We start from the raw sequence: 24319 nt of genomic DNA on the forward strand, positions 1-24319 counted from the left end.
ACGTGGACTTGAGGATCTTCACCGAACCCCAGCAGGGCGCGAGCTACGACGACCTCCTGCGCGTGGCCAAGGCGACCGAGGACAACGGCTTCGACGCCTTCTTCCGTTCCGACCACTTCCTGAAGATGGGGTCCGCCTCCGGGCTCCCCGGGCCGACCGACGCGTGGGTCACCCTCGGCGCGCTGGCCCGCGAGACCTCCCGCATCCGGCTCGGCACGCTGGTGACCGCCGCGACGTTCCGGCACCCGTCGGTGCTGGCGATCTCCGTCGCGCAGGTGGACCAGATGTCCGGCGGCCGCGTCGACTTCGGGCTCGGCTCGGGCTGGTTCGACGCCGAGCACCGCGCCTACGGCATCCCGATGCCGGAGGTGCGGGAGCGGTTCGACCTCTACGCGGAGCAGCTGGAGATCATCACCGGCCTGTGGGAGACCCCCGAGGGCGAGACGTTCTCCTTCGACGGCAAGCACTACCAGCTCGCCGACGCGCCCGCGCTGCCGAAGCCGGCGCAGTCGCCGCGCCCGCCGGTGATCATCGGGGGCAGCGGCAAGAAGCGCACGCCCGCGCTGGCCGCGCGCTTCGCTAACGAGTTCAACCTGCCGTTCGCCGACGTGGCCGCCGCGAGCGCCCAGTTCGAGCGGGTGGACGCCGCGTGCCGCGAGATCGGGCGCGACCCGAAGGAGATCACGCGCTCGGTGGCCCAGGTGGTCGCGATCGGCAAGGACGAGGCCGAGTTCGCCCGCCGCGCCGCCGCGATCGGCCGCGATCCCGGTGAGGTGCGGCAGACCGGGCTGGCCGGTACCCCCGCGGAGGTCGTCGACAAGATCGGCCGCTACCGCGAGGCCACCGGCATTACGCGGCTCTACCTGCAGGTGCTGGACCTGTCCGACCTGGACCACCTGGAGCTGATCGCGTCCGACGTGGCGCCCCAGCTCTGACGAGCCGTCCTCCGGCCCTGGACGCAGGGCCGGAGGACGAGCCGGCGCCGGAACCCTCAGGGGCGGAGCGCGAAGGTGACCCCGGGCGCCGACGGTGCCGAGTCCGCCTTGCGCAGCCACCGGTTGTCCGACACGGGCAGTTCCCCGTCCAAAGCGGCCAGCACGGCGTCGCGGGCCAGGGGGAGTGCCTCGGCGACCGGGACGTCCCTGTCCAGCTCCTGCGACAGCGACGTGGTGCCCGCGTCGCGGATCCCGCAGGGGATGATCTTGTCGAACGCCGACAGGTCCGCGTTGCAGTTCAGCTCGAAACCGTGCATCGTCACGCCGCGCTGCACCCGGATCCCGATCGCGGCGATCTTGCGCTCGGGCCCGCGCTCGTCGGCGGGCACCCACACGCCGCTGCGGCCCTCGACCCGTCCGGTGTAGACACCGAACTGGTCGCATACCTTGATCAGCGCCTCCTCCAGCCGCCGCACGTAGTGCACCACGTCGATGGGGTCGCCCAGCTTCACGATCGGGTACCCGACCAGCTGCCCCGGACCGTGCCAGGTGATCTTGCCGCCGCGGTCGACGTCGACGACCGGCGTGCCGTCGGTGGGCCGGTCGGAGTCCTCAGTGCGCTTGCCCGCCGTGTAGACCGACGGGTGCTCCAGCAGCAGCAGGGTGTCCGGCGCCTCGGCGCAGTCCGCGCGCGCGTTCACCAGCTCCCGTTGCAACTCCCAGGCTTGCAGGTAGTCGATCGTCCCGATGTTCTTGACGCTGACGGGACTGCTGGTGGCGCGGCAGGACTTCGGACTCACACCAGGCACATTACGCCGACGGCGTCGGCGAAGGCACGATCTGTGGCGGTAGCAACCGCACCGCCCACGCCGTGAGAATGCCCACCCCCAGCACCCCCAGCACCGCGCCCACCGTGTCGCTGAGCCAGTGCACCCCGAGCACCACCCGGCTCGCCGCGCACAGCACCGTCGCGACCGAGAAGCACACCACCACCCACCGCGTCAACCGCGGCGCCAGCCACACGCACAACAGCGTCGCCGCCAGGCCCGTGCCGCAGATCGACACCACGTGCCCGCTCGGGTAGCTGAACTCCGGGTAGGCGCGCGGCCGGTCGCGCACGAACAGCGGTTTGAACACGACGCTGACCAGCCGGGTCGCGGCCAGAACCGCGAGCACTCGCAGCGACACCCCCGCCTGGAACCGCAGGCCGCGCCGCCAGCACACGACGATCCCGACCGCCAGCGCGATCGCGAACACCGCGGGCACCACCGGCCCGAAGGCGTCGCTGACGACCTGCGCGACCCGCCCCGGCGTCCCGCGCCACCAGCCCTGCACCCAGCCCGCCACGGTCAGGTCGACCGCCGACGGCGGCCCGGAGACGACCACACCCAGCCCGAGGAACAGGATGGTGAACACGCCGCCGATCGAGAGCCACCTGCTCACACGGCGACCGCCAGCGCGCCGTCGAGATCGGTGTGCACGAACGTGAACCCGGCCTTCTCCAGCACCGCGGGCACGGCGCGCTGCGAGATCAGCGCCATCTCGTCGGCCACCTCGCCGAGCGCCGCCCGCAGCGCGAACCCCGGCACCCACCACGGCGCCGGCCGCCGCAGCGCGTGCGCGAGCGCGCGCGTGAACTCGGCGTTGGTCGCCGGTTCCGGCGCGCACAGGTTCACCGGGCCGGACAGCGTCTCGTGCTCGAGGAGGAACCGGACCGCGGACACGTGGTCGCGCAGGCTGATCCACGGCATGTACTGCCTGCCGTCGCCCAGCCGCCCGCCCAGGCCGAGCCAGAACAGCGGTTTCAACGGCCCCAGCAGCCCTCCGCGGCCGCCCAGCACGAGACCGGTGCGCAGGTTCACCACGCGCGAGCCGGCCTCGGCCGCCGCGGTGGTCGCCGCCTCCCACGCCTCGCACAGCTCGGCCAGGAACCCCTCGCCGCGGGGCGCGGTCTCGGTCACCACCGTGTCGCCGGTGTCGCCGTAGTAGCCGATGCCGGACGCGTTGACCAGGCTGGGGATCCGGTACTCGGCGACGGCCTCGGCGAGCACCTCCGTCGGCTCGAGGCGGCTGTCGCGGATCATCTGCTTGCGGGCCGCGCTCCACCGCAGCCCCATCGGCGACCCGCACAGGTTGACCACCGCCGAGACGTCCTCGAAGGCGCGGTCGTCGATCCGCCCCGCGGGCGGATCCCACGAGTGTTCGTCGGCCGCCCGGGCTTCCCGGCGCACCAGGCGGCGCACGTCGTGCCCGCAGTCGCGCAACGCGGCGACGAGTGCCGAGCCGAGGAGCCCGCTGGAACCGGCGATCAGTACGCGCATACCCCGATCGTTGCTCACGCGGCCCCTGCGCGCACGTTCCCCCACCGTGGGCGGGAAAAACGACGGCCCCCTCCTCCGCCGGGGCGGGGGAGGGGGCCGTCCGGTCCTGCGGTCAGAGACCCAGCTCGTCCTCGAAGTGGCCCTCTTCCAGGCGGTGCTTGATGGTGGTCAGGAACCGCCCGGCGTCGGCGCCGTCGATCAGCCGGTGGTCGTAGGTCAGCGCCAGGTAGGCCATCGACCGGATAGCGATGGTGTCCTGCCCGTCGGCGTCGGTGACCACGACCGGCCGCTTCACCACCGCGCCGACGCCCAGGATCCCGGACTGCGGCTGGTTGATGATCGGCGTGTCGAACAGGGCGCCGTTGCTGCCCAGGTTCGTGATCGTGAACGTGCCGCCCGACAGCTCGTCCGGCTTGATCTTGTTCGCGCGGGTGCGGGCCGCGACGTCGGCGATCGCCCTGGCGAGGCCGGCCAGGTTCAGCTCGCCCGCCTTGTGGATCACCGGCGAGAGCAGACCGCGGTCGGTGTCCACCGCGACGGCGAGGTGCTCCTCGCCGAAGTAGGTGATCTCCTTCTTGTCCTCGTCGAGGTAGGCGTTGACGTTCGGGTGCTGCTTGAGCGCCTCGACGGTCGCCTTCGCGAAGAACGGCAGGAACGTGAGCTTCACGCCTTCCCGCTCCTGGAACGCCGCCTTCGCCTGCTGGCGCAGCCGGGCGATCTTGGTGACGTCCACCTCGAACACCTGGGTGAGCTGCGCCGAGCTCTGCAGCGACTCGCGGGTGCGCTGCGCGATGACCTGGCGGATCCGGGTGGCCTTCTGCACCGTGCCGCGCAGGGCGGCCAGCTCCGGCGACACCGGGGCGGACGCCTTGGCCGCGGGGGCGCTCGGCGCGGCGGCCGGGGCCTGCTGCGCGGCCGGAGCCGGAGCGCTCTGCTTCTGCTTCGCCTCGGCCGCCGCCAGCACGTCCTGCTTGCGGATACGGCCGCCGACCCCGCTGCCGGTCACCGACGCCAGGTCGATGCCGTGCTCGGAGGCCAGCTTGCGGACCAGCGGGGTGACGTACGGGCCGCTGCCGTTGCCGTCGCCCGCCGCCGGGGCCGCCTGCTGCTGCGGAGCCGCCTGCTGCGGTGCGGGCTGCTGCGGAGCCTGCGGCTGCGGGGCGGGGGCCTGCGCGGCCGGGGCCGGCGTGGGCTCGGGCTTCGGTTCCGGCTTCGGCTCGGGCTTGGGCTCCGGCGCCTTCTGCTGTTCCGGCTGCGGGGCCGGCTGCTGCGGCGCGGGAGCGGCGCTCGCGTCACCGATCACCGCCAGCGTGCCACCGACCTCGACCGTCTCGTCCTCCTGCACGCTGATCTCCAGCAGGGTGCCGGCGATCGGCGAGGGGACCTCGGTGTCGACCTTGTCGGTGGAGATCTCCAGCAGCGGCTCGTCCACCTCGACCTTGTCCCCGACCGACTTCAGCCAGCGGGTGACGGTGCCCTCGGTGACGCTCTCACCCAGCTCCGGCAGCGTGACCGGCGTGCCCTGGGCGGATCCGCTCGGCGCGGGCTGGGCCTCGGGCTGCGACTGCTGCTGCGGCGCGGGCTGCTGCGGCGCGGGCTGCTGCGGCTCCCGCTCGGGCTGGGCCTGCTGCGCGGGCGCCTGCTCCTGAGCGGGGGCGGAACCCCCGCCCGAACCGTCGTCGATCACGGCGAGCTCGCCGCCGACCTCGACGGTCTCGTCCTCCTGGGCGACGATCTTCTGCAGGGTGCCGGCGACCGGCGACGGGACCTCGGTGTCGACCTTGTCGGTCGAGATCTCCAGCAGCGGCTCGTCGACCGCGACCGTGTCGCCTTCCTGCTTCAGCCACCGGGTGACGGTGCCCTCGGTAACGCTCTCCCCGAGCTCCGGCAGTGTGACGGAGAAGGCCATCGTGAATGAACTCCCTTGAATCTTGTCGGCTGCGGTCCGGCTCAGCTGTGCACGTGCAGTGGCTTGCCGGCCAGGGCAAGGTGCGCTTCGCCGAGGGCCTCGGTCTGGGTCGGGTGGGCGTGGATCAGCGGAGCGACGTCCTCCGGGAAGGCCTCCCAGTTGTAGATCAGCTGGGCCTCGCCGATCAGTTCGCCGACCCGGTCCCCGACCAGGTGCAGGCCGACGACCGGCCCGTCCGGCGCCTTGATCACCTTGATCGCGCCGGAGGTCTTGAGAATCTGGCTCTTGCCGTTGCCGGCGAGGTCGTACGTGAAGGTCTTCACGTCGGAGCCGTAGCGCTCCTTGGCCGCCGCCTCGGTGAGGCCGACGGAGGCGACCTCGGGGTGGCTGTAGGTGACGCGCGGGATGCCGGCCTCGTCGATCGCCTTCGGCCGGAGCCCGGCGATCTCCTCGGCCACGAAGATGCCCTGCGCGAAGCCGCGGTGCGCGAGCTGCAGGCCGGGCACGATGTCGCCGACCGCGTAGACGTTCGGGAGGTTGGTGCGCAGGCGGTCGTCGGTGAGGACGAAGCCGCGCTCCATCTTGACGCCGGACTCCTCGTAGCCGTGGCCCGCGGTGTTGGGGCCGCGGCCGACCGCGACCAGCAGCAGGTCGGCCTCCAGCGTCTCGCCGGACTCCAGCGACACGGTGACGCCGTTGTCGTCCTGCTTGACGCCGGTGAACTTCACGCCGGTCTTGAAGGCGATCTTGCGGCGGCGGAAGGCGCGCTCGAGCTGCTTGGAGGCGAACTCGTCCTCGTTGGGCACCAGCCGCGGCAGGGCCTCGACGATGGTGACGTCCACACCGAAGGAGGCCCAGACGCTGGCGAACTCGACGCCGATGACGCCGCCGCCGAGCACGACCACCTTCTCCGGGATCCAGTCCAGGGTGAGCGCCTCGTCGCTGGCGATGACCCGGCCGCCCAGCTCGAGACCCGGCAGGGTCTTGGAGTACGACCCGGTGGCCAGGATCAGGTTCTTGCCCGTGTAGCGGGTGCCGTCGACCTCGACCGTGGTGCCGCCGACGAACGTGCCGGTGCCCTCGACGACCGTGACCTTGTGGGCCTTCGCCAGGCCCTGCAGCCCCTTGTAGAGACGGCTGATGACGCCGTCCTTGTACTTGTGGACGCCGGCGATGTCGACGCCCTCCAGAGTGGTCTTCACGCCGAACTGCTCGCCGTCGCGGGCGCTGTCGGCGACCTCGGCCGCGTGGAGCAGGGCCTTGGTCGGGATGCAGCCGCGATGCAGGCACGTCCCGCCCAGCTTGTCCTTCTCGATCAGGATCACGGACTGGCCCAGCTCCGCGGCGCGGAATGCCGCGGCGTAGCCGCCGGATCCGCCACCGAGGATCACCAGGTCGGCGCCAGCGTCGCTCACGTCACTTACTCCTCGTTTTACGTCCAAACCCTCATCATCTTGTCACTAAGGAGTCGGGCCCTGCGAGGTAGCCGGGGTGTGTTAATCGGCGCACTTCTGATCGCCGGGATAATGGCAGGGGAGGGCAGGCGGAGATGAGGTGGTCGAGGTGGGTCTGTTCGACGGGCTGAAGCGCAGACGCGGCGGCGGGAAACCGGGCACGCTGCGCCGCCCCAGCGACGCTGACCTGCGGCATCTGGAGGGCTGGGCGGCCGCGCGGCACGGGGTCGAGGCCTACGTCGAGCCGCGCACGACGGTCACCGAGGCCACCGTCGTCCTGATCGCGCACGACGGCGAATGGACCCGCCGCCGGATCGGCAGCCTGGACGCCGCCCAGCAGTTCGGGCGCAAGCGTTCGATCCCGGTATACGAGGTCGCGAAGGTCGGTTACCCGAAGCGCATGCGCGAATACACACAGCGGCAGAAACGGCAGCAGGGCTGACTTCGGTCCAGGTCGGACTGATCGAGGACGACGCGGTCGCGGAGTCGTTGCCCGCGAGGTGGTGCAGCGGCTCGTTCACCATGCCGGCGGTCGCGGGCCGGGTGGTCCCGGTCAGCGACGTCCACGCCGCGACCGCCGGGGAGCCCGGCGACGTCCACGACCGCCGCCGGGCTCTCCTCCGCGAAACCGTCCTTCGCTCTAGCCCTGGTCGGCGATGTCGGCCAGGACGGCGGCGATGGTCCGGACCGGGACGCCGGTGCCGCCCTTGCCGGTGTAACCCCACGGCGCGCCGGTGTTGAACGACGGGCCCGCGATGTCGATGTGCGCCCACGGCAGGCCCTCGGCGACGAACTCGCGCAGGAAGATGCCGGCCGCGAGCATGCCGCCCCAGCGGTGCCCGGTCACGTTGGCCAGGTCGGCCAGCCGCGAGTCGAGGTCGGCGCGCAGCTCGTCGGGCAGCGGCATCGGCCAGCCGCCCTCACCGGTCGCCTGCGCGATGGCCGCCACCCGGTCGCGGAACTCGTCGGAGCCCATGATCCCGGCGGTCCGGTTGCCCAGCGAGACCATCTGGGCGCCGGTCAGCGTCGAGGTCTCGATCAGGTAGTCCGGGTCGTCCTCGGCGGCGCGCACGATCGCGTCGGCCAGCACCAGGCGGCCCTCGGCGTCGGTGTTGAGGACCTCGACGGTCTTGCCGCCGTACATGCTGAGCACGTCGCCGGGCCGGTAGGAGGTGCCCGAGGGCAGGTTCTCCGCGAGCGGGATGCTGGCGGTCACCTCGAGCGGGTACTTCAGCTTGGACGCGAGCACGACCGACGCGAGCACCGCGGCGGCGCCGGACATGTCCGAGGTCATGTGGTCCATGTTCGCGGCGGGCTTGATCGAGATGCCGCCCGAGTCGAACGTGATGCCCTTGCCCACCAGCGCGACCTTCTTGCCCGCCTTGGGGCCCCGGTAGGACACGCGCACCAGCCGCGGCGGGCGGGACGAGCCGCCGCCGACGCCGAGGATGCCGCCGAAGCCCTTGCGCTTGAGCTGCTTCTCGTCCAGCACCTCGAACTCGAGGTCGTTGGCCTCGGCGAGCTTGCGGGCGCGCTCGGCGAAGGAGGCCGGGAACAGGTCGTTCGGCGGGGTGTTGATGAGGTCGCGGGCGATGATCACGGCTTCGGCGATGGCGGTCGCGGCCTTCAGGGTCGCCGTGTGCGCCCGCTTCGCGCCCTCGGCCGGCGCGGTGAAGTCGACCGCGGCCACCGGGGCGTCACCCGGCTCGGATTTGTACTCGGTGAACTTGTACGCGCCCAGCGCGGTGCCCTCCACCGCGGCCTGCAGGTCCACAGCGGACAGTGTGGACACCGCGCGCGCGGTACCGGCCAGCGCGCGTCCGGCGGCACCCGCGGCGCGCCGCACCTGCTCGGCGGTCACGGTGCCGTCGGCGTCCGCGCGGCCCAGGCCGACGGCCAGCACGACCCCGGCGGGCAGCTTGCCCAGCGTCGGCAGCTTCACGACCTCCTCGGCCTTGCCGGTGGCGCCCAGCGTCGCCAGGACCTCGGCGAGCGTCCCGTCGAAGGCCTCGTCGACCGCCTCGGCGCCCGGCGCCGGCGACACGGCCTTCTCGCCCTGGAGGGTCCCGATCACGACGACCTCCGCGCGGCTCTTGCCGAGCGCGGCGCCGGTGTTCTCGATCAGGGCAAACTTCGGCACGGTCACTTGTGGCTCCTCGCGCATCTGTCGACGGTCGTGCCGGGCGAGTACCCGCCCGGGTAGTGAGCCATGCTAATGACGAGCGAGCCCGGCGGGAGAGGCAGGTGGTGGGCGTGCGGCTGGCGGCGGGACTGCTGATCGCGCTGGCCGTGGGGGCGCAGGCGGGCGGCTGGTGGCTGCTCGGCGGAGCCGTGGTCGCGGCGCTGCTGGCGTGGTCCGCGCCGGAGCCGCCCGGCCTGGCGCCGAACCCCGCTCGCCTGCTGGCGTCGGCCCGGCTGGTGTCGCGGCTGACGCTGGTGCCGGTGTGCGCGGCGGCGTTCGCCGCCTACCTGTTCCCGCGGCAGCCGCTCGCCGGCGCGGCCGTCGCGCTGGTGGTCACCGCCGCGGACGCGGCCGGACTGCGACTGGCGCGCTACGCCCGCGCGTGGCTGCTGGGCATCCTGCTGGTGGCCGGTGCCGGGTTCGTGGTGTTGTGCTTCGCGATCGACCCGGCCCAGCCGGTCACCGCCCCGGAGGGCACGATCGGCGGGCTGTTCGCCTCCGCCGCGGTCGTGTTCCCGTTGCTGCCGCGCGGGAAGCCGGCGTGGCTCGCCGGCTCGGCAGCGGCCGTCCTGGCCGTCGGGGCGGGCGCGCTGTACCAGCTCGGGCCGGTGCGGCTCGCGTTGTCCGGGGTGCCGGTGCGGGACGCGCTCGCCGCGCTGGACGGGCAGGTGCTCGATCCGTTGCTGGGCGGCGTGGTCGTCCTGTCCACTGTGCCCGCCGCGCTGCTCGCGATGCGCGAGACGCGCGCGGAGCTGGCCTGGCCGCGGGCTTCCGTCGCTTGTGGACTCGTGGCCGCCGTCGTGGCGGTGGTGCTCGATCCGGACCAGGCGCTGCTGCTGGCCGCCGCGGCCGCGCTGGCCGAGGTGCTGGTGACCGCGGTGCTGTCGATGATCGCAGGCATCACCGTGCGCGCGGTGATCGCCGCGGTACTGGCCGTGACCCTGCTGGCCTGGCTGCCGCCGCTCTATCTACTGGGGACGGTCGTGGCGGTCGCCGCCGGCGCCGCCCTCACGCGACGATCAGGAACGCCAGCAGCGTGATCGCGGCGGTCACGACGGCGAGGATGACCACCGACTTCGTCGGCAGATCGCGCGGAAAGGCCTTCTTGTCGTGGAGGCTGCGCCACCACACGACGCCGAAGACGGCGCCCACCAGGCCGATGATGCCGCCGAACACGCCGAGCAGGGCGTAGCCGAGCAGCATCAGCTCGCCGGCGGCGAAGGTCAGCAGGCCGGCGGCGAGGAAGGTGCGGACGTCGGAGGCGGGGCCCGCGGACACCGAGTTCGGGGTCGCGCGCTGCGGCGTGTTGGCGGTCACCCCGCCATGGTAGGGGAGACGGCGATTCTCGGACGTCCAACTAACAGTTATCCTGGTCGAATGACGACCACGTTGCCCTTCACCCGTACCCCGCACCCGTCTCCCGCTTCGGCGGAGCGCGTAGCCGAGGTACTGGCGAAGCCGGGCTTCGGGACGTTCTTCACCGACCACATGGTTTCGATCCGCTACAGCAAGGACCGCGGCTGGTACGACGCGGGCGTCGGCCCGTACGAGCCGATCACGCTCGACCCGGCCACCTCGGTGCTGCACTACGCGCAAGCGATCTTCGAGGGGCTCAAGGCCTACCGGCAGCCGGACGGGTCCATCGCGGCCTTCCGCCCGGACGCCAACGCGGCCCGCTTCCGCCGTTCGGCGGCTCGGATCGCGATGCCGGAGCTGCCCGAGGAGCTGTTCCTCGGCTCGCTGCAGGAGCTGGTCGCGGTCGACGGCCGCTGGGTGCCCACCAACCCGGGCGACTCGCTGTACCTGCGGCCGTTCATGATCTCCACCTCGGTGGGGCTCGGCGTGAACGCGCCCGCCAGCGAGTACCTGTACCTGGTGATCGCCTCGCCGGCCGGCTCGTACTTCACCGGCGGCGTCAAGCCGGTGAGCGTGTGGCTGTCCACCGAGTACGTCCGGGCGGCCCCCGGTGGTACCGGTGCGGCGAAGTTCGCCGGCAACTACGCGGCGTCCTTCGTGGCCCAGTCGCAGGCCGTCGAGCGAGGCTGCGACCAGGTGGTGTGGCTGGACGCGGTGGAGCGCCGCTACGTCGAGGAAATGGGCGGCATGAACCTGTTCTTCGTGTTCGGCTCGGGCTCGGACGCCCGGATCGTCACGCCGGAACTGTCGGGTTCGCTGCTGGCCGGCGTGACGCGCGACTCGCTGCTCAAGCTGGCCGCCGACCACGGCCTGTCCATCGAGGAGCGTCGCATCTCCACCGACGAGTGGGAGAAGTCGGCCGCCTCGGGTGAGCTGACCGAGGTGTTCGCGTGCGGCACCGCGGCGGTCATCACGCCGGTGGGCCGGGTCAAGCACGCGGGCGGCGAGTTCACCATCGCGGGCGGCGAGCCCGGCGAGGTGACGATGAAGCTGCGCGCCGAGCTGACCGGCATCCAGGAGGGCACGCGCCCCGACCCGCACGGCTGGATGCACAAGCTCTCCTGACCACCTCGTCCGTGAGGCCACCCCGCCGGTTCGTCCGGCGGGGTGGCCCTTTTTCAGGACGCGGCGTTCGCGCGCCGGATGAAGTCCAGCTGCTCCGGCGACGGGCCGCCGTGCTCCCGCCGGATCCGCTCGCTGTTGTCGGCCTGCATGCGGTAGAGCGAGTCCCGGAGGCCGGGGTCACCGCCGTGGAACGCCTCCAGCAGCGACATCCACTCGGCCGCGAGCGCCCGCCCGGCGGTCGAAGCCGGGTCGGTCCCCGTGTCGATCGCCCGCTGCACCCGCGGGATCAGGTCCTGCCACTTCCGCTGGACGTCCTCCTGCCCGCCGAGCCGCGACCGGCGCTCGGCCAGTTCGGCCAGCTGGGCCTCGCTGAAGTACTGCTTCACCGTCTCGTCCACGGTGGTCACCTCCCGGATCAGAGCCAGGAAGTCGGTGACGCCGACCCCGTCGTCCAGGGTCGCGAGCATCGTGGTGAGGTGCGCGTGCAGGGTGCGTATCGCCACCAGCTGCCGGTCCAGGTGCTCCCGGTGCCGCGTCAGCAGCTCGCCGAGACCGGACGTGCCGGCGAGTGCGGCGCCGATGTCCTCGAGCGGCAGGCCCAGTTGGCGCAGGGCGAGCACCGCGTACAACCGCCGGACGTCGGACTCGTCGTAGAGCCGGTGCCCGGAGGCCGTCCGCCCGGAGGGGCGCACGAGCCCCACGTGGTCGTAGTGGTGCAACGTCCGCACGGTCAGACCGGTCGCCTTCGCCAGCTCGCCGACCTTGTGGCTCGTCATGCCGTTCACCTACTTCCACCAGCGCTCGTGCGCCGGTGAGAACGACGCTATGACCTGACGCGACGTGAGGATCAAGCCCGCGGTGGGGTGACCGCGGCCACCTCGTAGGTGGGCAGGTCCGTCAGCAGCCGGGCGGCCGTGACCAGCAGGGGCAGCGCCGTGGCCGCACCGGTGCCGTCGCCGAGACGGAGGCCCAGGTCGACGATCGGCTTCAGGTCGAGGTGCTCCAGCACCATCCGGTGCGCGGGTTCGGCGTCCGCGTGGGCGGCCTGCCACCACGAGCGCGCACCCGGCGCCAGTTCCTCGGCCACCAGGGCGGCGGCCCCCACGGCGAGCCCGTCGAGCAGCACCGGTGTCCGGCGCACGGCGGCCTGCGCGAGGAACCCGGTCAGCGCGGCCAGATCCGCCCCGCCCGCCGTGCGCAGCAGCGCGACCGGGTCGGGCAGCACCGCGCGGGCCCGGCGCAGCGCGTCGCGGACCGCGACGGCCTTGCGCATCCAGCCGCGGTCGTCGATGCCGGAACCGCGGCCCACCACGGCGACCGGTTCGGCCCCGGTCAACGCCGCGACCAGCACCGCGGCCGGGGTGGTCGCGCCGACGCCGACGCTGCCCGCCACGAGCAGGTCGGCGCCCTGGTCCACCTCCGCGTCGGCGATCGCCGCGCCGGCCCGGAGCGCGGCCGCGACCTCGTCGTCGGTGAGCGCGTCCTCGACGTCGATGGACCCGGAGCCGGCGCGCACCTTGTACTCGGCGACCGGCGTCTCGCCATTGACGGCGATGTCGACCACGCGCAGACCGGCGTCGGCGACCGACGCGGCGACGGCGACCGGCCCGAGGCCCTTGAGCAGGTTGTCCACCAGCTGGCCGGTGACCTCCGGCCGGTGGGCGGAGACGCCCTTCGCGGCGATGCCGTGGTCCCCGGCGAACACGATCACCCGCGGCCGCTGGAACCGGCGCGGCGGCACCTGGCCCTGGCAGGCGGCGACCCACGCGCCGAGCACCTCCAGCTCACCCAGCGAGCCGGCCGGCTTGATCAGCTCCGCGTGCCGCCGCAACGCCCCGGCGCGGGCGGGTTCGTCGGGGTGGGGGACATCGGCGAACGACACGTCAGTCACCGCGCCAACCTATCGTCAGCCCGCCCGGGCGGTCAGGCGCGGATCGTCCTCGACGACACCCAGCAGGACCGAGTCGACCTCGGTCAGCAGATCGGCGTCCAGCTTCACACCGGCCGCCTTGACGTTCTCGTGCACCTGCTCCGGACGCGAGGCGCCGACGATCGCGGAGGCGACGTTCGGGTTCTGCAGCACCCACGCCACCGCCAGCTGCGCCAGGGTCAGGCCGGCCTGGTCGGCCAGCGGCTGCAGGCGCACCACGCGCTCGAGGACCTCGTCGCGCAGGAACCGCTGCACGAACCGCGAGCCGTTCTCGTCCGTCGCGCGGGACCCGGCGGGCGGCGGCTGGCCCGGCTTGTACTTGCCGGTGAGCACCCCCTGCGCGATCGGGGACCAGACGATCTGGCTCAGCCCTTCGCGCTCGCTGGCGGGGATCACCTGCGGCTCGATGACGCGCCAGAGCATGTTGTACTGCGGCTGGTTCGAGACGAACGGGATGCGCAGTTCACGGGCGAGGGCGGCGCCGCGGGTGATTTCCTCGGCGTTCCACTCGGACACGCCGATGTAGAGGACCTTGCCCTGGCGGACGAGGTCCGCGAAGGCCGACATGGTCTCCTCGAGCGGCACGGTCGGGTCGAAGCGGTGTGCCTGGTAGAGGTCGATGTGGTCGGTCTGCAGCCGCTCCAGCGACGCGTGGCAGGACTCGAGGATGTGCTTGCGGCCGAGGCCGCGGTCGTTGGGGCCGCCGGGCCCGGTGGGCCAGAAGACCTTGGTGCAGATCTCCAGGCTCTCGCGCCGCTGGCCGGCGAGACCACGTCCGAGAACCGACTCGGCAGCCGTGTTGGCGTACACGTCGGCCGTGTCGAACGTGGTGATCCCCGCGTCCAGCGCGGCCTTGATGCAGGCCTGGGCCTGGTCCTCCTCGATCTGGGAACCGTGGGTGAGCCAGTTGCCGTAGGCGATCTCACTGACGGACAGGCCACTGCGGCCGAGGCGGCGAAATTCCATGGACGGCAGCGTACCCGGAAATAATTCGCGTTGCTAACGACCTGACGTCGCTCCAGCGACGCGTGGCAGCACTCGAGGATGTGCTTGCGGCCGAGGCCGCGGTCGTTGGGGCCGCCGGGCCCGGTGGGCCAGAAGACCTTGGTGCAGATCTCCAGACTCTCGCGCCGCTGACCGGGCACGCTCATCGGATGGCGCTGAGCTCCTGACGGCTTTGCGTTCGAGCGATCGTGTCAGAGCAGCTGAAAGCTATGGGTGCTCAGGTCCAGCGGATGCTGGATGCGGCGCGAGCCGGCGGTTGGGCCGTCGACGAGGAGACCGGCTCGCATCTCCGGCGAGCGCCGAAGTTCGGCACTGATCACTACGCGCAGTTGGCCGCCGACCATTTTCTGCAAGCGATGGATGCTCGTGCACAATTTGGACAGCCTCGTACAGGCGATTGACGAGGCGGTCGCTCGGTACGATGCGTCCGACGAGGCCGCGACGAAGTACCTTGGGAAGTTCGAGGACTGAGGCTGCACCTCGACGGTCGCAGGTGCGCCCTCGCCTGCTCCTCGATCGTCCCTGGCGCCTTCGTCCGCAGCGGGTCAGGATGCGTTCGCGGGTATGAACGCCTGTCAGGTTCTCGATCAACTCAATGCTGGACGAGGGTTCGAGCCGGGCCGGAACATCAGCAAGCGCAACGAGTGCACGGCTTCCAAATACGAATATGGTGCGAACGGCCTGGCGCTGGATCCGGTCCAAGGGCTCGCGGAATTCCGGCAAACCGATCCAGGTGCCACCGAGATGAGCATCAACGGCCGGAACGCTCTTGAGGCCTTTGGTGAGATCGGTGGATGCGCCATTGCGGTCGAGGTTGGCCCTCATGCGCGCGCTGTGATCAACGTCAATATGGCTTCTCCCCGGAACAATCCGCAGGCGTGTCCGGATGCTCGGGAGCTGGCCGAGCGGGTGGAACCGTTACTTCCGAAAGTGCCTGCCTGACCCGGACCGCCGGTTGTTGCTGTTACACGTCGGCTGTGTCGAACGTGGTGATCCCCACGTTCAGCGCGGCCTCGATGCAGGCCTGGGCTCGCTCGGCGTACCCGGAAATAATTCGTGTTGCTAACGACCTGACGTCGCTCCAGAAGGCTCGTCCCTGCGCACGAGTTCCACGTCCTGCGTCCGGACGGGCTCGCCGCAGTGGGCGCACACCGTCTGCGGGTGCAGCTCCTGCCCGCAGCTGTGCCGCCACACCGTCGGCGGCTCGCCTTCCGTCACGTACCGGTCGCCCCACTCCATCAGGGTCAACAGGACCCCGTGCAGCGCCCGCCCGGCGTCGGTCAGCAGGTACTCGTAGCGCGGCGGGTGGTCCTCGTACCGGCGCCGCTCCAGCAGGCCCGTCTCGACGAGCTTGCGCAGCCGCGCGGTGAGGATGTCCCGGCTCGCGCCCGTGTTGCGCACGATCTGGTCGAACCGGTGCACGCCGAAGAACACCTCCCGCAGCGCGAGCAGGCTCCAGCGTTCGCCGACCACGGCGAGGGCGTTGGCGATCGAACACTGCCGGGGAGCCATCGGCGCGCCTCCTGGGTTACTCGCCGGTACGAACCGTCTTGATTTCCAACTTACCAGGTGGGACAGTGGGTTGGAGAATCCAACTAAGGAGGATGTCATGCATGACGCGGTGATCGTCGATGCGGTTCGCACCCCGATCGGCAAGGGCAAGCCGAACGGGTCACTGCACCCGGTTCACCCGGTGGAGTTGTTCGCCGGTGCCATCCGCGAGCTCGTCGACCGCACGGGCGTCGACCCGGCGCTGATCGACGACGTGATCGGCGGCAGCGTCGACCAGGTCGGCGAGCAGGCGATGAACACCACACGCTGGGCCGCCCTGTCCGCCGGCCTGCCCGACACGGTCCCGGCGACCACCGTCGACCGGCAGTGCGGCAGCAGCCAGCAGGCGGTGCACTTCGCCGCACAGGGTGTGCTCGCCGGGGCCTACGACATCGTCATCGCGGGCGGCGTGGAGTCGATGAGCCGCGTCCCGATGGGCTCGAACGTCCTGCCCGGCACCGACCCGTTCGGTCCCGGCATCGCCCGCCGCTTCCCCGACGGCCTGGTGCCGCAGGGCATCAGCGCCGAGCTGATCGCGGCGAAGTGGTCACTGAGCCGGGAGGCGCTCGACGAGTTCGCCTCCGAATCGCACCGGCGCGCGGCGCAGGCCACCGCGGACGGGCTGTTCGCGAACGAGATCGTCCCGGTGCGGGTGGGCGACCGGCTGGTCGGCGCGGACGAGTCGATCCGGCCGGGCACCAACCCCGAGGTGCTGGCCGGTCTGCGCCCGGCGTTCTACGACCCGGCGATGGCCGAGCGGTTCCCGCAGATCGCCTGGTCGGTCACCGCGGGCAACGCGAGCCCGATCAACGACGGCGCCTCGGCGGTGCTGATCACGTCGAGCGACACCGCGGCGCGGCTGGGCCTGACCCCGCGGGCGCGGCTGCACAGCTTCGCGGTCGCCGGATCCGACCCGCTGCTCATGCTCACCGCGATCATCCCGGCCACCGAGAAGGTGCTCAAGCGCGCCGGACTGGGGCTGGCGGACATCGACCTGTTCGAGGTCAACGAGGCCTTCGCCAGCGTGGTGCTCGCGTGGCTGCAGGAGACCGGCGCCGACCCGGCGAAGGTCAACGTCAACGGCGGCGCGATCGCCATCGGCCACCCGCTCGGTGCGAGCGGCACCCGGCTGATGACGACGTTGGTCAACGCGATGGAACAGCGCGGGGCGCGTTACGGCCTGCAGACCATGTGCGAAGCGGGCGGCCTCGCGAACGCGACGATCCTGGAACGCCTCTAGTTGACGGCTTCGCCCACCTTGACCCGCGGCTTCGGCATCCGGAGCTTGCGGATCTGGCTCGCCCGCACGAAGGCGTACCAGCCGATGGAACGGCCGCTGATGGTCTCCTTCGGGAACTTCGCGCGGGCGAGCCGGGCGATGCGGCGGCCGTTGAAGTAGCCCTCGATGGCCATCACGACCAGCGCGGCCATGCACAGCAGCGTGACGTACTGCTGGATCACCGGGAACGGCACCAGCAGGACGATGAACACCAGGATCGCCAGCGGCATGAACGCGCCGAGGAAGTGGCGGCGCGAGTCCACCAGGTCCCGCACGTACGCCTTGACCGGGCCGCGGTCGCGGGGCAGCAGGTAGCGGTCGTCGCCCGCGGCCATGCGCTCCTGGCGCTCCTTGGCCGCGCGGCGGCGCTCCTCCTTGCTCGCCGGGTTCGCCTTGCGCAGCTCCCGGTTGCGCTTCATCGCCTCCCGCATGGTCCTCGGCGGGGGAGCGACGGGGCCGCGGCGCTTGCCCTCGGCCTCCTTGCGCTTCGGCGTCGGCCTGCCCTTGCCCGGCGTGTAGCCCCGGGTGTGAGATTCGACGCTTTCGGCCACCTCGGCCGCCTCGATCTCGGGGCTGTCTTCGGTGGTCGTGCTGCTACGACGGAGAAACCTCACCCAAGCAGCTTATTCCAGACAGCGGCGCGCGTGTTCAACCCCCTTCCGGATGTGCCACCATGGGAGCGAGCGCCAAGGCGGGAACCAGCCCGGAACAGATCGGGTGTCCCAGGTGTTCCACCAGGGAGGAGCACCCACCACCCGGTGCACGGCAAGACCCCGAGGGAGAGCTATGACTACCGCTGAGCAGACCGGCACGCAGGCCGAAGCTGGCGAGGCCACCCACGGCGTGACCTTGAGCGACGCCGCGGCCAGCAAGGCCAAGGCCCTGCTGGAGCAGGAGGGCCGCGACGACATGCACCTGCGCATCGCGGTCCAGCCCGGTGGTTGCGCGGGCCTGCGCTACCAGCTGTTCTTCGACGAGCGCACGCTCGACGGCGACCTGTTCCGCGAGTTCGACGGCCTGCGCGTGGCCGTCGACCGGATGAGCGCGCCGTACGTCGAAGGCGCCGTGATCGACTTCGTCGACTCGATCGAGAAGCAGGGCTTCACGATCGAGAACCCGAACGCCACGGGCTCCTGCGCCTGCGGCGACTCGTTCCACTGAGTCCTGACGCGAAACGGGCGCCGGTCGGATTCCGACCGGCGCCCGTTTCGCTGTCCACGTAACTAATAGTCCTCCAGCCCGACTACCTGGGCGTGGCAGGCGTCGTCGACGGACCAGCCCCGCGGCGCGGGCGGGCGGGGGGCCGAGGCCTGCGGCGCCCGCAGTTCGGCGGGGATGCCGGCGCAGTCGTCGATCAGCTCGGCGAGGGAATCGGGTTCGGTCAGGGTGTTCACGCAGCCGACGCTAGGGCGAGGCGACCGCGCCGGACAGGTCTACCAGCTAGTAGTGTCGGTCAGCGGGTCAGTTTTAGCTCCGACGGGGTATTCCTCGCCGGTAACTTGAGTTCGAGCCAGCCAGAGGAGCAGGGAGCACCGGTGGCCATCAACGCCCGCATCGCGGTTTCCGGCAGCATCGCAACGGACCATCTCATGCACTTCCCGGGCCGGTTCGCCGAGCAGCTCGTGGCCGACCAGCTGCACCGCGTCTCGCTGAGCTTCCTGGCCGACGACCTGGTGGTGCGCCGGGGTGGCATCGGCGCCAACATCGCCTTCGGCCTGGGCGTGCTGGGCGCGAACCCGGTGCTGGTGGGCGCGGCGGGCGCGGACTTCGCCGACTACCGGTCCTGGCTGGAGCGCCACGGTGTCGACACGGCCGGCGTGCTGATCTCCGAGCTGGCCCACACCGCGCGGTTCGTCTGCACCACGGACGACGACCTCAACCAGATCGCCACGTTCTACGCGGGCGCGATGGCCGAGGCCCGCAACATCGAACTGGGCCCGATCGCGGACCGCGTCGGCGGGCTCGGCCTGATGCTGATCGGCCCGGACGACCCGGACGGCATGCTCCGGCACGCGGAGGAGTGCCGCCAGCGCGGGTACCCCTTCGCGGTGGACCCGTCGCAGCAGCTGGCCCGGATGAACGGTGAGCAGGCGCGCCGGTTCGTCGCCGGCGCCGACTACCTGTTCACCAACGACTACGAGTGGGAACTGCTGCTGCAGAAGACGGGCTGGACCGAGGCCGACGTGCTCGACCACGTCGGCATCCGGGTCACCACCCTCGGCGAGAAGGGGGTGGAGATCGTCGGCAAGGACGGGCTCGCCCTGGAGGTCGGCGCGGTGCCCGAACTGACCAAGGCCGACCCGACGGGCGTCGGTGACGGCTTCCGGGCCGGATTCCTGGCGGGGCTGAACGCGGACCTGAGCCTGGAGCGCGCGGCCCAGCTGGGTTCGATGATCGCCGTCCTGGTGCTCGAGACCGTGGGGACGCAGGAGTGGACCCTGAACCGGGAATCGGCCCTGTCGCGGATCGGCGAGGCGTTCGGTCCCGACGCGGCGGCGGAGATCGCCCCGGCGCTGCCCTGACCCACGCCGGGCCGAGCGCGGCTCGACGGATCACGGGACGCCCTCGCCGGACGGGGCCGGTGCGCCGGCCCCGTCCGGCACCACTCAGATCCGCACGGGGTAGACCGGCTCCGGGATCTCGGGCTTGATGCGGTTCTCGATGAAGATGCCGTGCCAGAGCATGAACACCAGCAGCGCCCAGATGCGCCGGCTGTGGTCCAGCGTGCCCGCCTTGTGCTCGTCCAGCAGGCGCTGCACGGCCTGCTTGTCGAGCAGTTCGCCGGTCCGCGAGTCGGCGATGATGCCGCGCGCCCAGTCGTACATCTCGTCGCGCAGCCACAGCCGGATCGGCACCGGGAAGCCCAGCTTGCGGCGGTTCAGCACGTGCGCCGGCACGATCCCGTCCAGCGCGCGGCGCAGCGCGTACTTCGTCGTCTCCTTGGTGATCTTCTGGTCGAGCGGGATACCGGCCGCGACCTTGAACACCTCGGCGTCCAGGAACGGCACCCGCAGCTCCAGAGAGTTCGCCATCGTCATCTTGTCGGCCTTGACCAGGATGTCGCCGCGCAGCCAGGTGAACAGGTCCACGTGCTGCATGCGGGCGACCGGGTCCCAGCCCGCCGACGTGCGGTAGTGCTCCGCGGTGACGTCCTTGTGCCCGACGCCCTCCTGGAACGTCTTCAGGACCCCGCGCAACTGGTCGTCGCGGAAGATGCGGGCGTTGCCGTAGTACCGCTCCTCCAGCGGGAGCGCCCCGCGGCGCAGCAGGTCCTTGCCCCGCGTGCCCTCCGGGATCCGCTCCGACACCTTGCCGATCACCTTGCGCAGACCGCCGGGCACCTTCTCGAACGGCGCGAGCGACAGCGGCTCGTTGTAGATGGTGTAGCCGCCGAACAGCTCGTCCGAGCCCTCGCCGGACAGCACCGCCTTGACGTGCTTGCGCGCCTCCCGCGCGATGAACCACAGCGGCACCAGCGCCGGGTCGGCCACCGGGTCGTCGAGGTACCAGACGATGAGCGGCAGCGCCTCCATCATCTCGTCCGCCGACACCGTGCGGATGACGTGCTTCACGCCGATCGCCGCCGCCGACTCGGCCGCCACGTCGACCTCGGAGTACCCCTCGCGCTCGAACCCGGTGGTGAACGCGATCAGGTTCGGGTTGTGCTCCTTCGCCAGGGCGGCGATGGCCGTGGAGTCGATGCCGCCGGAGAGGAACGTGCCGACCGTGATGTCCGGGTCGGCGATCATGTGCTTGCCGACCGAGTCGCGCATCACGTCGCGGATCCGCTCGTGCAGGATCGTCGCCTCGGCGGTGCCGTGCACCGGCTTGGCCGCGAACTCGGGGAAGAAGTACCGCTCGATCTTCGGCGTGCCGCCCGGGGAGACCGTGAACGACGTGCCCGACTCGATGCGGCGGATCTGCGTGTGCAGCGACTCCGGCTCCGGCACGTACTGCAGGGTCAGGTAGTGCTGCAGCGCCGTCCGGTCCAGTTCCCCGGTGATTCCGAGCACGTCGGACAGTTCCAGCAGCGACTTCTTCTCGCTGGAGAACGCCGTGCCACCCGGGCCGGAGGCGTAGAACAGCGGCTTGATGCCGAACGGGTCACGTGCGCCGAAGATCACCTTCTCGTCGGCGTCCCAGATCAGGAAGGCGAACATCCCGCGCAGCTTGGCCACCGCCGAGCGGCCCCAGTAGTGGTAGGCCGCGACGATCGCCTCGCCGTCGCCTTCTGTGGCGAACTTCGCACCGTGCTCCGCGGTCAGCTGTTCGCGCAGCTCACGGTAGTTGTAGATCTCGCCGTTGAAGTTCAGCGTGTAACGGTTCGGCGACTCGGGCGGGCCCCAGGTCAGCGGCTGGTGGGCGTGCTCGACGTCGATGAACGCGAGCCGGTTGAAGCCGTAGACGACCTCGGCGTCGGTCCAGGTGTCGCGCTCGTCGGGACCGCGATGCCGCTGGCAGCGCATGGCCTCGCCGACGGCTTCGCGCGCCTTGACCGCGTCGTTCTCAGTGGCACACACCAGTCCAAGCAGGCCGCACACGGATATTCACACCTCGAGGTCGTGGCCGGATGTCGAGCGCCCAGTATGCCCGCCGCCCCGGTCGTGAACGGTCACCCCTTGGGCTGCGGATCGCGGTAGCTCGGCTAGGCTCCCGCTGGTAAGCCAGAAATCGTCAAGGAGGCCTGGGTTGAAAGGGCGCTGCGCAGTGGGCAGGGATGAGCGCACTCCGGCATCACGTTCGGCGAAAGTGGGTAAGGTCGCCGCGCTGGCCGGGCTCGTCGCGCTCTTGGCGACCGGGTGCTCCGGTGACGAGGTGCTGCGGTTCGGGTGGCCCGTCGGTGTGACCAAGCAGTCCGAGGACATGCGCGTCCTCTGGACCTGGTCGGTCATCGCCGCGCTCCTGGTCGGCGTCGTCGTGTGGGGCCTGATCTTCTGGGCCGTCGCGTTCCACCGGAAGAAGAAGACCGACAAGCCGGGCGACCTGCCGCGGCAGTTCCAGTACAACGTGCCGCTCGAGCTCTTCTGCGTCGTGCTGCCGCTGGTGATGGTCTGCGTGCTGTTCTTCTTCACCGCCACCACCGAGAGCAAGGTGCTGGCCAAGGAGCCGAACCCGGACGTCACGGTCGACGTGATCGCGTTCCAGTGGAACTGGGAGTTCGACTACCCGAACGCCCCGAAGGACGCCAACGGCCAGGTCATCAAGACCATCGGCAACTCCAGCGAGATCCCGATCCTGGTCCTGCCGACCGGCCGGACGATCCAGTACAACCTGCGGTCCGCCGACGTCATCCACTCCTTCTGGGTGCCGGAGTTCCACTTCAAGCGGGACGTCTTCCCGGACCCGGACAAGAACAACCAGGACCCGTCGTTCCAGAACACGATCGACCGGACCGGGGCGTTCGTGGGCCGCTGCGCCGAGCTGTGCGGCACCTACCACTCGGGCATGAACTTCGAGGTCCGCGCGCTGCCGGGCGACCAGTACGACCGCTACATCCAGCTGCGCACCCAGATCAACCCGGCCACCGGGCAGCCGAACACGACGTCCGAGGCGCTGGCCGCGCTGAACTGCGGCGAGCTGTGCGCGCCGCAGGCGACCACGACGAAGCCGTTCAACACCGACCGCACGCTGCGGACGCAGTCCGGCTGAGCCTGCGACGGTCAGTGGGTTCTGCAAGCATGAACACAGTGAGGACAGCGTCATGAAGGTCGAAGCCCGGATTTTCGACTTGGTCACGGCTTTCGCGTTCTTCATCGCGATCGTCTACGGCGTGTGGACCGGCCTGGGCACCGACTACGGTGTCGAGCCGGTCGGCCTGGTCGCCCTGATCCTGACCGGCGGGCTCTCGCTCCTCGCGGGCAGCTACATGCGGTTCGTGGGGCGGCGCATCGAGCCGCGCCCGGAGGACCGGGACGACGCCGAGATCAGCGACGGCGCGGGCGAGATGGGCTTCTTCAGCCCCGGCAGCTACTGGCCGATCGGCCTGGCCGGTGCGGCCGCGTTCGTCGGTCTCGGCCTGGCGTTCTTCCACATCTGGATGCTCGTCGTGGGCGGCGTCCTGATCCTGACGATGGTCGGCGGCCTGGTGTTCGAGTACCACACCGGCCCCAACCACGAATAGGCACAGCACACGGGAAACGGGCCCGCCGGCACCACCGGCGGGCCCGTTTTCGTCGGTTCAGCGGAACCGCGTCGTCAGCGGAACTGGGCCCAGCGCGCCAGCAGATCGGCCGCGGCGCCGGAGTCGATGGCCTCGGCGGCCTTCCCCATCGCCGCGGACAGGTCGTCGATGAGGGAGCCGCTGAAGCCGGCGTAGGCGGCCAATGCGCCGGCGGCGTTGAGCAGCACGGCGTCCCGCACCGGGCCCGGCTTTCCGGCCACCAGCTCCCGCACGACCTCGGCGTTGACCGCCGGGCCACCGCCGCGCAGGTCCTCCGCTGTCGCGCGCGCGATGCCCAGGTCCGCCGGGTCGAGGCGGTCGGCCCGCACCTCGCCGCCCGACACGACCCACACCGAACTGGTCGTGGTGGTGGTCAGCTCGTCGAGGCCGTCGTCACCGCGCACCACGAGCGTCGAGGTGCCGCGCCCCGCGAACACCCGCGCCAGCACCTCCGTCTTGTCCGGGAACGCGCACCCGATCAGTCCGGCGCTCGGCTGGGCCGGGTTCGTCAGCGGCCCGAGGAGGTTGAACGCGGTCGGCACACCCAGTTCCCGCCGCGGCGCACCGGCGTGCCGGAACCCGGGGTGGAACACCGGGGCGAAGCAGAATCCGATGCCCAGCTCGCTCAGGCAGCGCTGGACGCCCTCGGGCGGCAGGTCGATGGCCACGCCCAGGGCCTCCAGGACGTCGGCCGTGCCGGACTTCGACGACGCCGCGCGGTTGCCGTGCTTGACCACCGGCACCCCGGCGGCGGCGGTGACCAGCGAGGCCATCGTCGAGATGTTCACCGAGCCGGACCGGTCGCCACCGGTGCCGACGATGTCGACCGCGGGCCGGTCGATGCGCAGCCGCTTGGCGTGGTCGAGCATCGCGGCGGCGAGACCGGTGATCTCGGCGGGCGTCTCACCCTTCGCGCGCAGGGCGACCAGGAAGCCACCGACCTGGGCGGAGGTGGCCTCGCCGGACATCACCTGGTCCATCGCCCACGCCGTGTCCTCCGCCGAGAGGTCGGTGCCGGCGATCAGCTGGTTGAACAGCGTGGGCCAGTTCTGCGTGCCCATGGTCACCTTTCTGCGGCCGGATCGGAGACCGGCCTGGAATCGTCGCGGCGC

At 71.2% G+C, this 24319-nt stretch carries 26 protein-coding genes and 1 pseudogene; 10 read left to right on the plus strand and 17 right to left on the minus strand.

The genetic code is table 11. The features are described 5' to 3' along the window. Positions 1-2: 2 nt before the first annotated feature. Complete coding sequence (locus tag FB470_RS19220) at positions 3-935, plus strand: LLM class F420-dependent oxidoreductase (protein WP_306993408.1); 933 nt, start codon at positions 3-5, stop codon at positions 933-935. Between the two features lie 56 nt (positions 936-991). Here FB470_RS19220 and lipB read toward each other — a convergent pair whose 3' ends face one another. The 5 genes from lipB to lpdA all read right to left on the minus strand — a co-directional run bounded on the left by lipB (position 992) and on the right by lpdA (position 6580). Beyond that, a complete protein-coding gene (lipB, locus tag FB470_RS19225; protein WP_370876500.1) occupies positions 992-1735 on the minus strand; it encodes a lipoyl(octanoyl) transferase LipB in 744 nt (247 codons plus the stop codon). Between the two features lie 10 nt (positions 1736-1745). Continuing rightward, on the minus strand, positions 1746-2378 hold the full coding sequence (locus tag FB470_RS19230; protein WP_306993411.1) for a phosphatase PAP2 family protein: 633 nt from the start codon (positions 2376-2378) through the stop codon (positions 1746-1748). Continuing rightward, the gene (locus FB470_RS19235; RefSeq protein WP_306993413.1) at positions 2375-3256 is read right to left on the minus strand and encodes a TIGR01777 family oxidoreductase; all 882 of its coding nucleotides are present in this window, start codon (positions 3254-3256) and stop codon (positions 2375-2377) included. The genes FB470_RS19230 and FB470_RS19235 overlap by 4 nt, the downstream gene beginning before the upstream one ends. Positions 3257-3368: 112 nt before the next feature. Then, complete coding sequence (gene sucB, locus FB470_RS19240) at positions 3369-5165, minus strand: 2-oxoglutarate dehydrogenase, E2 component, dihydrolipoamide succinyltransferase (RefSeq protein WP_306993415.1); 1797 nt, start codon at positions 5163-5165, stop codon at positions 3369-3371. Between the two features lie 41 nt (positions 5166-5206). Next, the gene (gene lpdA, locus FB470_RS19245; protein WP_306993416.1) at positions 5207-6580 is read right to left on the minus strand and encodes a dihydrolipoyl dehydrogenase; all 1374 of its coding nucleotides are present in this window, start codon (positions 6578-6580) and stop codon (positions 5207-5209) included. Between the two features lie 139 nt (positions 6581-6719). Here lpdA and FB470_RS19250 point away from each other — a divergent pair, with 139 nt between their 5' ends. Then, entirely contained in the window at positions 6720-7061 is a 342-nt protein-coding gene (locus tag FB470_RS19250; protein WP_306993418.1) for an oxidoreductase, read from the plus strand. A gap of 198 nt (positions 7062-7259) precedes the next feature. Here the strand turns inward: FB470_RS19250 and FB470_RS19255 are convergent, their stop codons facing one another. Then, a complete protein-coding gene (locus FB470_RS19255) occupies positions 7260-8765 on the minus strand; it encodes a leucyl aminopeptidase (protein WP_306993420.1) in 1506 nt (501 codons plus the stop codon). A gap of 98 nt (positions 8766-8863) precedes the next feature. Between FB470_RS19255 and FB470_RS19260 the strand changes: the two genes are divergently transcribed. Beyond that, positions 8864-9841, plus strand: a complete 978-nt coding sequence (locus FB470_RS19260; protein ID WP_306993422.1) for a hypothetical protein — start codon at positions 8864-8866, stop codon at positions 9839-9841. On the opposite strand, the gene FB470_RS19265 is transcribed toward FB470_RS19260, so the two are convergent. Next, entirely contained in the window at positions 9810-10118 is a 309-nt protein-coding gene (locus FB470_RS19265) for a hypothetical protein (protein ID WP_306993424.1), read from the minus strand. The two genes, FB470_RS19260 and FB470_RS19265, sit on opposite strands and share 32 nt — an antisense overlap. A gap of 60 nt (positions 10119-10178) precedes the next feature. Between FB470_RS19265 and FB470_RS19270 the strand changes: the two genes are divergently transcribed. After that, the gene (locus FB470_RS19270) at positions 10179-11282 is read left to right on the plus strand and encodes a branched-chain amino acid aminotransferase (RefSeq protein ID WP_306993425.1); all 1104 of its coding nucleotides are present in this window, start codon (positions 10179-10181) and stop codon (positions 11280-11282) included. 53 nt (positions 11283-11335) lie between these two features. On the opposite strand, the gene FB470_RS19275 is transcribed toward FB470_RS19270, so the two are convergent. The 5 genes and pseudogenes from FB470_RS19275 to FB470_RS19295 all read right to left on the minus strand — a co-directional run bounded on the left by FB470_RS19275 (position 11336) and on the right by FB470_RS19295 (position 14570). Further along, positions 11336-12058: a MerR family transcriptional regulator gene (locus FB470_RS19275; RefSeq protein WP_306993427.1), complete on the minus strand. Its 723-nt coding sequence runs from the start codon at positions 12056-12058 to the stop codon at positions 11336-11338. Between the two features lie 71 nt (positions 12059-12129). After that, positions 12130-13173, minus strand: coding sequence for a nicotinate-nucleotide--dimethylbenzimidazole phosphoribosyltransferase (gene cobT / locus FB470_RS19280; RefSeq protein WP_306993429.1), 1044 nt, complete (start codon positions 13171-13173; stop codon positions 12130-12132). A gap of 15 nt (positions 13174-13188) precedes the next feature. Continuing rightward, the gene (locus tag FB470_RS19285; RefSeq protein WP_306993431.1) at positions 13189-14178 is read right to left on the minus strand and encodes an aldo/keto reductase family protein; all 990 of its coding nucleotides are present in this window, start codon (positions 14176-14178) and stop codon (positions 13189-13191) included. 47 nt (positions 14179-14225) lie between these two features. After that, a pseudogene (locus FB470_RS19290) lies at positions 14226-14351 on the minus strand (aldo/keto reductase); the annotation flags it as partial. Between the two features lie 57 nt (positions 14352-14408). After that, on the minus strand, positions 14409-14570 hold the full coding sequence (locus FB470_RS19295; protein WP_306993433.1) for a hypothetical protein: 162 nt from the start codon (positions 14568-14570) through the stop codon (positions 14409-14411). Between the two features lie 211 nt (positions 14571-14781). On the opposite strand from FB470_RS19295, the gene FB470_RS19300 reads away from it, so the two are divergent. Beyond that, a complete protein-coding gene (locus FB470_RS19300) occupies positions 14782-15159 on the plus strand; it encodes a DUF3558 domain-containing protein (RefSeq protein WP_306993435.1) in 378 nt (125 codons plus the stop codon). 120 nt (positions 15160-15279) lie between these two features. On the opposite strand, the gene FB470_RS19305 is transcribed toward FB470_RS19300, so the two are convergent. Then, complete coding sequence (locus tag FB470_RS19305; protein ID WP_306993437.1) at positions 15280-15729, minus strand: winged helix-turn-helix transcriptional regulator; 450 nt, start codon at positions 15727-15729, stop codon at positions 15280-15282. A gap of 97 nt (positions 15730-15826) precedes the next feature. Between FB470_RS19305 and FB470_RS19310 the strand changes: the two genes are divergently transcribed. Next, a complete protein-coding gene (locus tag FB470_RS19310; protein ID WP_306993439.1) occupies positions 15827-17008 on the plus strand; it encodes a thiolase family protein in 1182 nt (393 codons plus the stop codon). Here the strand turns inward: FB470_RS19310 and FB470_RS19315 are convergent. Then, complete coding sequence (locus tag FB470_RS19315; protein WP_306993441.1) at positions 17005-17661, minus strand: DUF3043 domain-containing protein; 657 nt, start codon at positions 17659-17661, stop codon at positions 17005-17007. The genes FB470_RS19310 and FB470_RS19315 overlap by 4 nt on opposite strands. A gap of 172 nt (positions 17662-17833) precedes the next feature. On the opposite strand from FB470_RS19315, the gene FB470_RS19320 reads away from it, so the two are divergent. Then, positions 17834-18208, plus strand: a complete 375-nt coding sequence (locus tag FB470_RS19320) for a HesB/IscA family protein (RefSeq protein ID WP_306993443.1) — start codon at positions 17834-17836, stop codon at positions 18206-18208. A gap of 62 nt (positions 18209-18270) precedes the next feature. Here FB470_RS19320 and FB470_RS19325 read toward each other — a convergent pair whose 3' ends face one another. Further along, positions 18271-18441 (minus strand): hypothetical protein, encoded by a 171-nt coding sequence (locus tag FB470_RS19325; RefSeq protein ID WP_306993444.1) that lies wholly within the window; start codon positions 18439-18441, stop codon positions 18271-18273. Positions 18442-18582: 141 nt separating this feature from the next. On the opposite strand from FB470_RS19325, the gene FB470_RS19330 reads away from it, so the two are divergent. Then, entirely contained in the window at positions 18583-19569 is a 987-nt protein-coding gene (locus tag FB470_RS19330) for a carbohydrate kinase family protein (protein WP_306993447.1), read from the plus strand. Between the two features lie 84 nt (positions 19570-19653). Here FB470_RS19330 and asnB read toward each other — a convergent pair whose 3' ends face one another. After that, complete coding sequence (gene asnB / locus FB470_RS19335) at positions 19654-21588, minus strand: asparagine synthase (glutamine-hydrolyzing) (RefSeq protein WP_306993449.1); 1935 nt, start codon at positions 21586-21588, stop codon at positions 19654-19656. Positions 21589-21754: 166 nt separating this feature from the next. Here asnB and ctaC point away from each other — a divergent pair, with 166 nt between their 5' ends. After that, positions 21755-22696 carry an aa3-type cytochrome oxidase subunit II gene (gene ctaC, locus FB470_RS19340; protein ID WP_306993451.1) on the plus strand — a complete coding sequence of 314 codons (942 nt, stop codon included), beginning with the start codon at positions 21755-21757 and terminating at the stop codon, positions 22694-22696. Positions 22697-22748: 52 nt separating this feature from the next. Beyond that, positions 22749-23168 carry a cytochrome c oxidase subunit 4 gene (locus FB470_RS19345; RefSeq protein WP_306993452.1) on the plus strand — a complete coding sequence of 140 codons (420 nt, stop codon included), beginning with the start codon at positions 22749-22751 and terminating at the stop codon, positions 23166-23168. A gap of 74 nt (positions 23169-23242) precedes the next feature. Here the strand turns inward: FB470_RS19345 and trpD are convergent, their stop codons facing one another. Then, complete coding sequence (trpD, locus tag FB470_RS19350) at positions 23243-24268, minus strand: anthranilate phosphoribosyltransferase (protein ID WP_306993454.1); 1026 nt, start codon at positions 24266-24268, stop codon at positions 23243-23245. Positions 24269-24319 lie beyond the last annotated feature (51 nt).

It is taken from the genome of Amycolatopsis thermophila (assembly GCF_030814215.1).
Classification (GTDB): Bacteria; Actinomycetota; Actinomycetes; order Mycobacteriales; family Pseudonocardiaceae; genus Amycolatopsis_E; species Amycolatopsis_E thermophila.

Excerpts from the sequence above, each read along its gene's own strand:
- FB470_RS19235 (WP_306993413.1), bottom strand. The coding sequence starts at position 3,256 with ATGCGCGTACTGATCGCCGGTTCCAGCGGGCTCCTCGGCTCGGCACTC.
- sucB (WP_306993415.1), bottom strand. The coding sequence starts at position 5,165 with ATGGCCTTCTCCGTCACACTGCCGGAGCTCGGGGAGAGCGTTACCGAG.
- FB470_RS19270 (WP_306993425.1), top strand. The coding sequence starts at position 10,179 with ATGACGACCACGTTGCCCTTCACCCGTACCCCGCACCCGTCTCCCGCT.
- FB470_RS19275 (WP_306993427.1), bottom strand. The coding sequence starts at position 12,058 with ATGACGAGCCACAAGGTCGGCGAGCTGGCGAAGGCGACCGGTCTGACC.
- FB470_RS19285 (WP_306993431.1), bottom strand. The coding sequence starts at position 14,178 with ATGGAATTTCGCCGCCTCGGCCGCAGTGGCCTGTCCGTCAGTGAGATC.
- FB470_RS19300 (WP_306993435.1), top strand. The coding sequence starts at position 14,782 with ATGAACGCCTGTCAGGTTCTCGATCAACTCAATGCTGGACGAGGGTTC.
- FB470_RS19305 (WP_306993437.1), bottom strand. The coding sequence starts at position 15,729 with ATGGCTCCCCGGCAGTGTTCGATCGCCAACGCCCTCGCCGTGGTCGGC.
- FB470_RS19310 (WP_306993439.1), top strand. The coding sequence starts at position 15,827 with ATGCATGACGCGGTGATCGTCGATGCGGTTCGCACCCCGATCGGCAAG.
- FB470_RS19320 (WP_306993443.1), top strand. The coding sequence starts at position 17,834 with ATGACTACCGCTGAGCAGACCGGCACGCAGGCCGAAGCTGGCGAGGCC.
- FB470_RS19345 (WP_306993452.1), top strand. The coding sequence starts at position 22,749 with ATGAAGGTCGAAGCCCGGATTTTCGACTTGGTCACGGCTTTCGCGTTC.
- trpD (WP_306993454.1), bottom strand. The coding sequence starts at position 24,268 with ATGGGCACGCAGAACTGGCCCACGCTGTTCAACCAGCTGATCGCCGGC.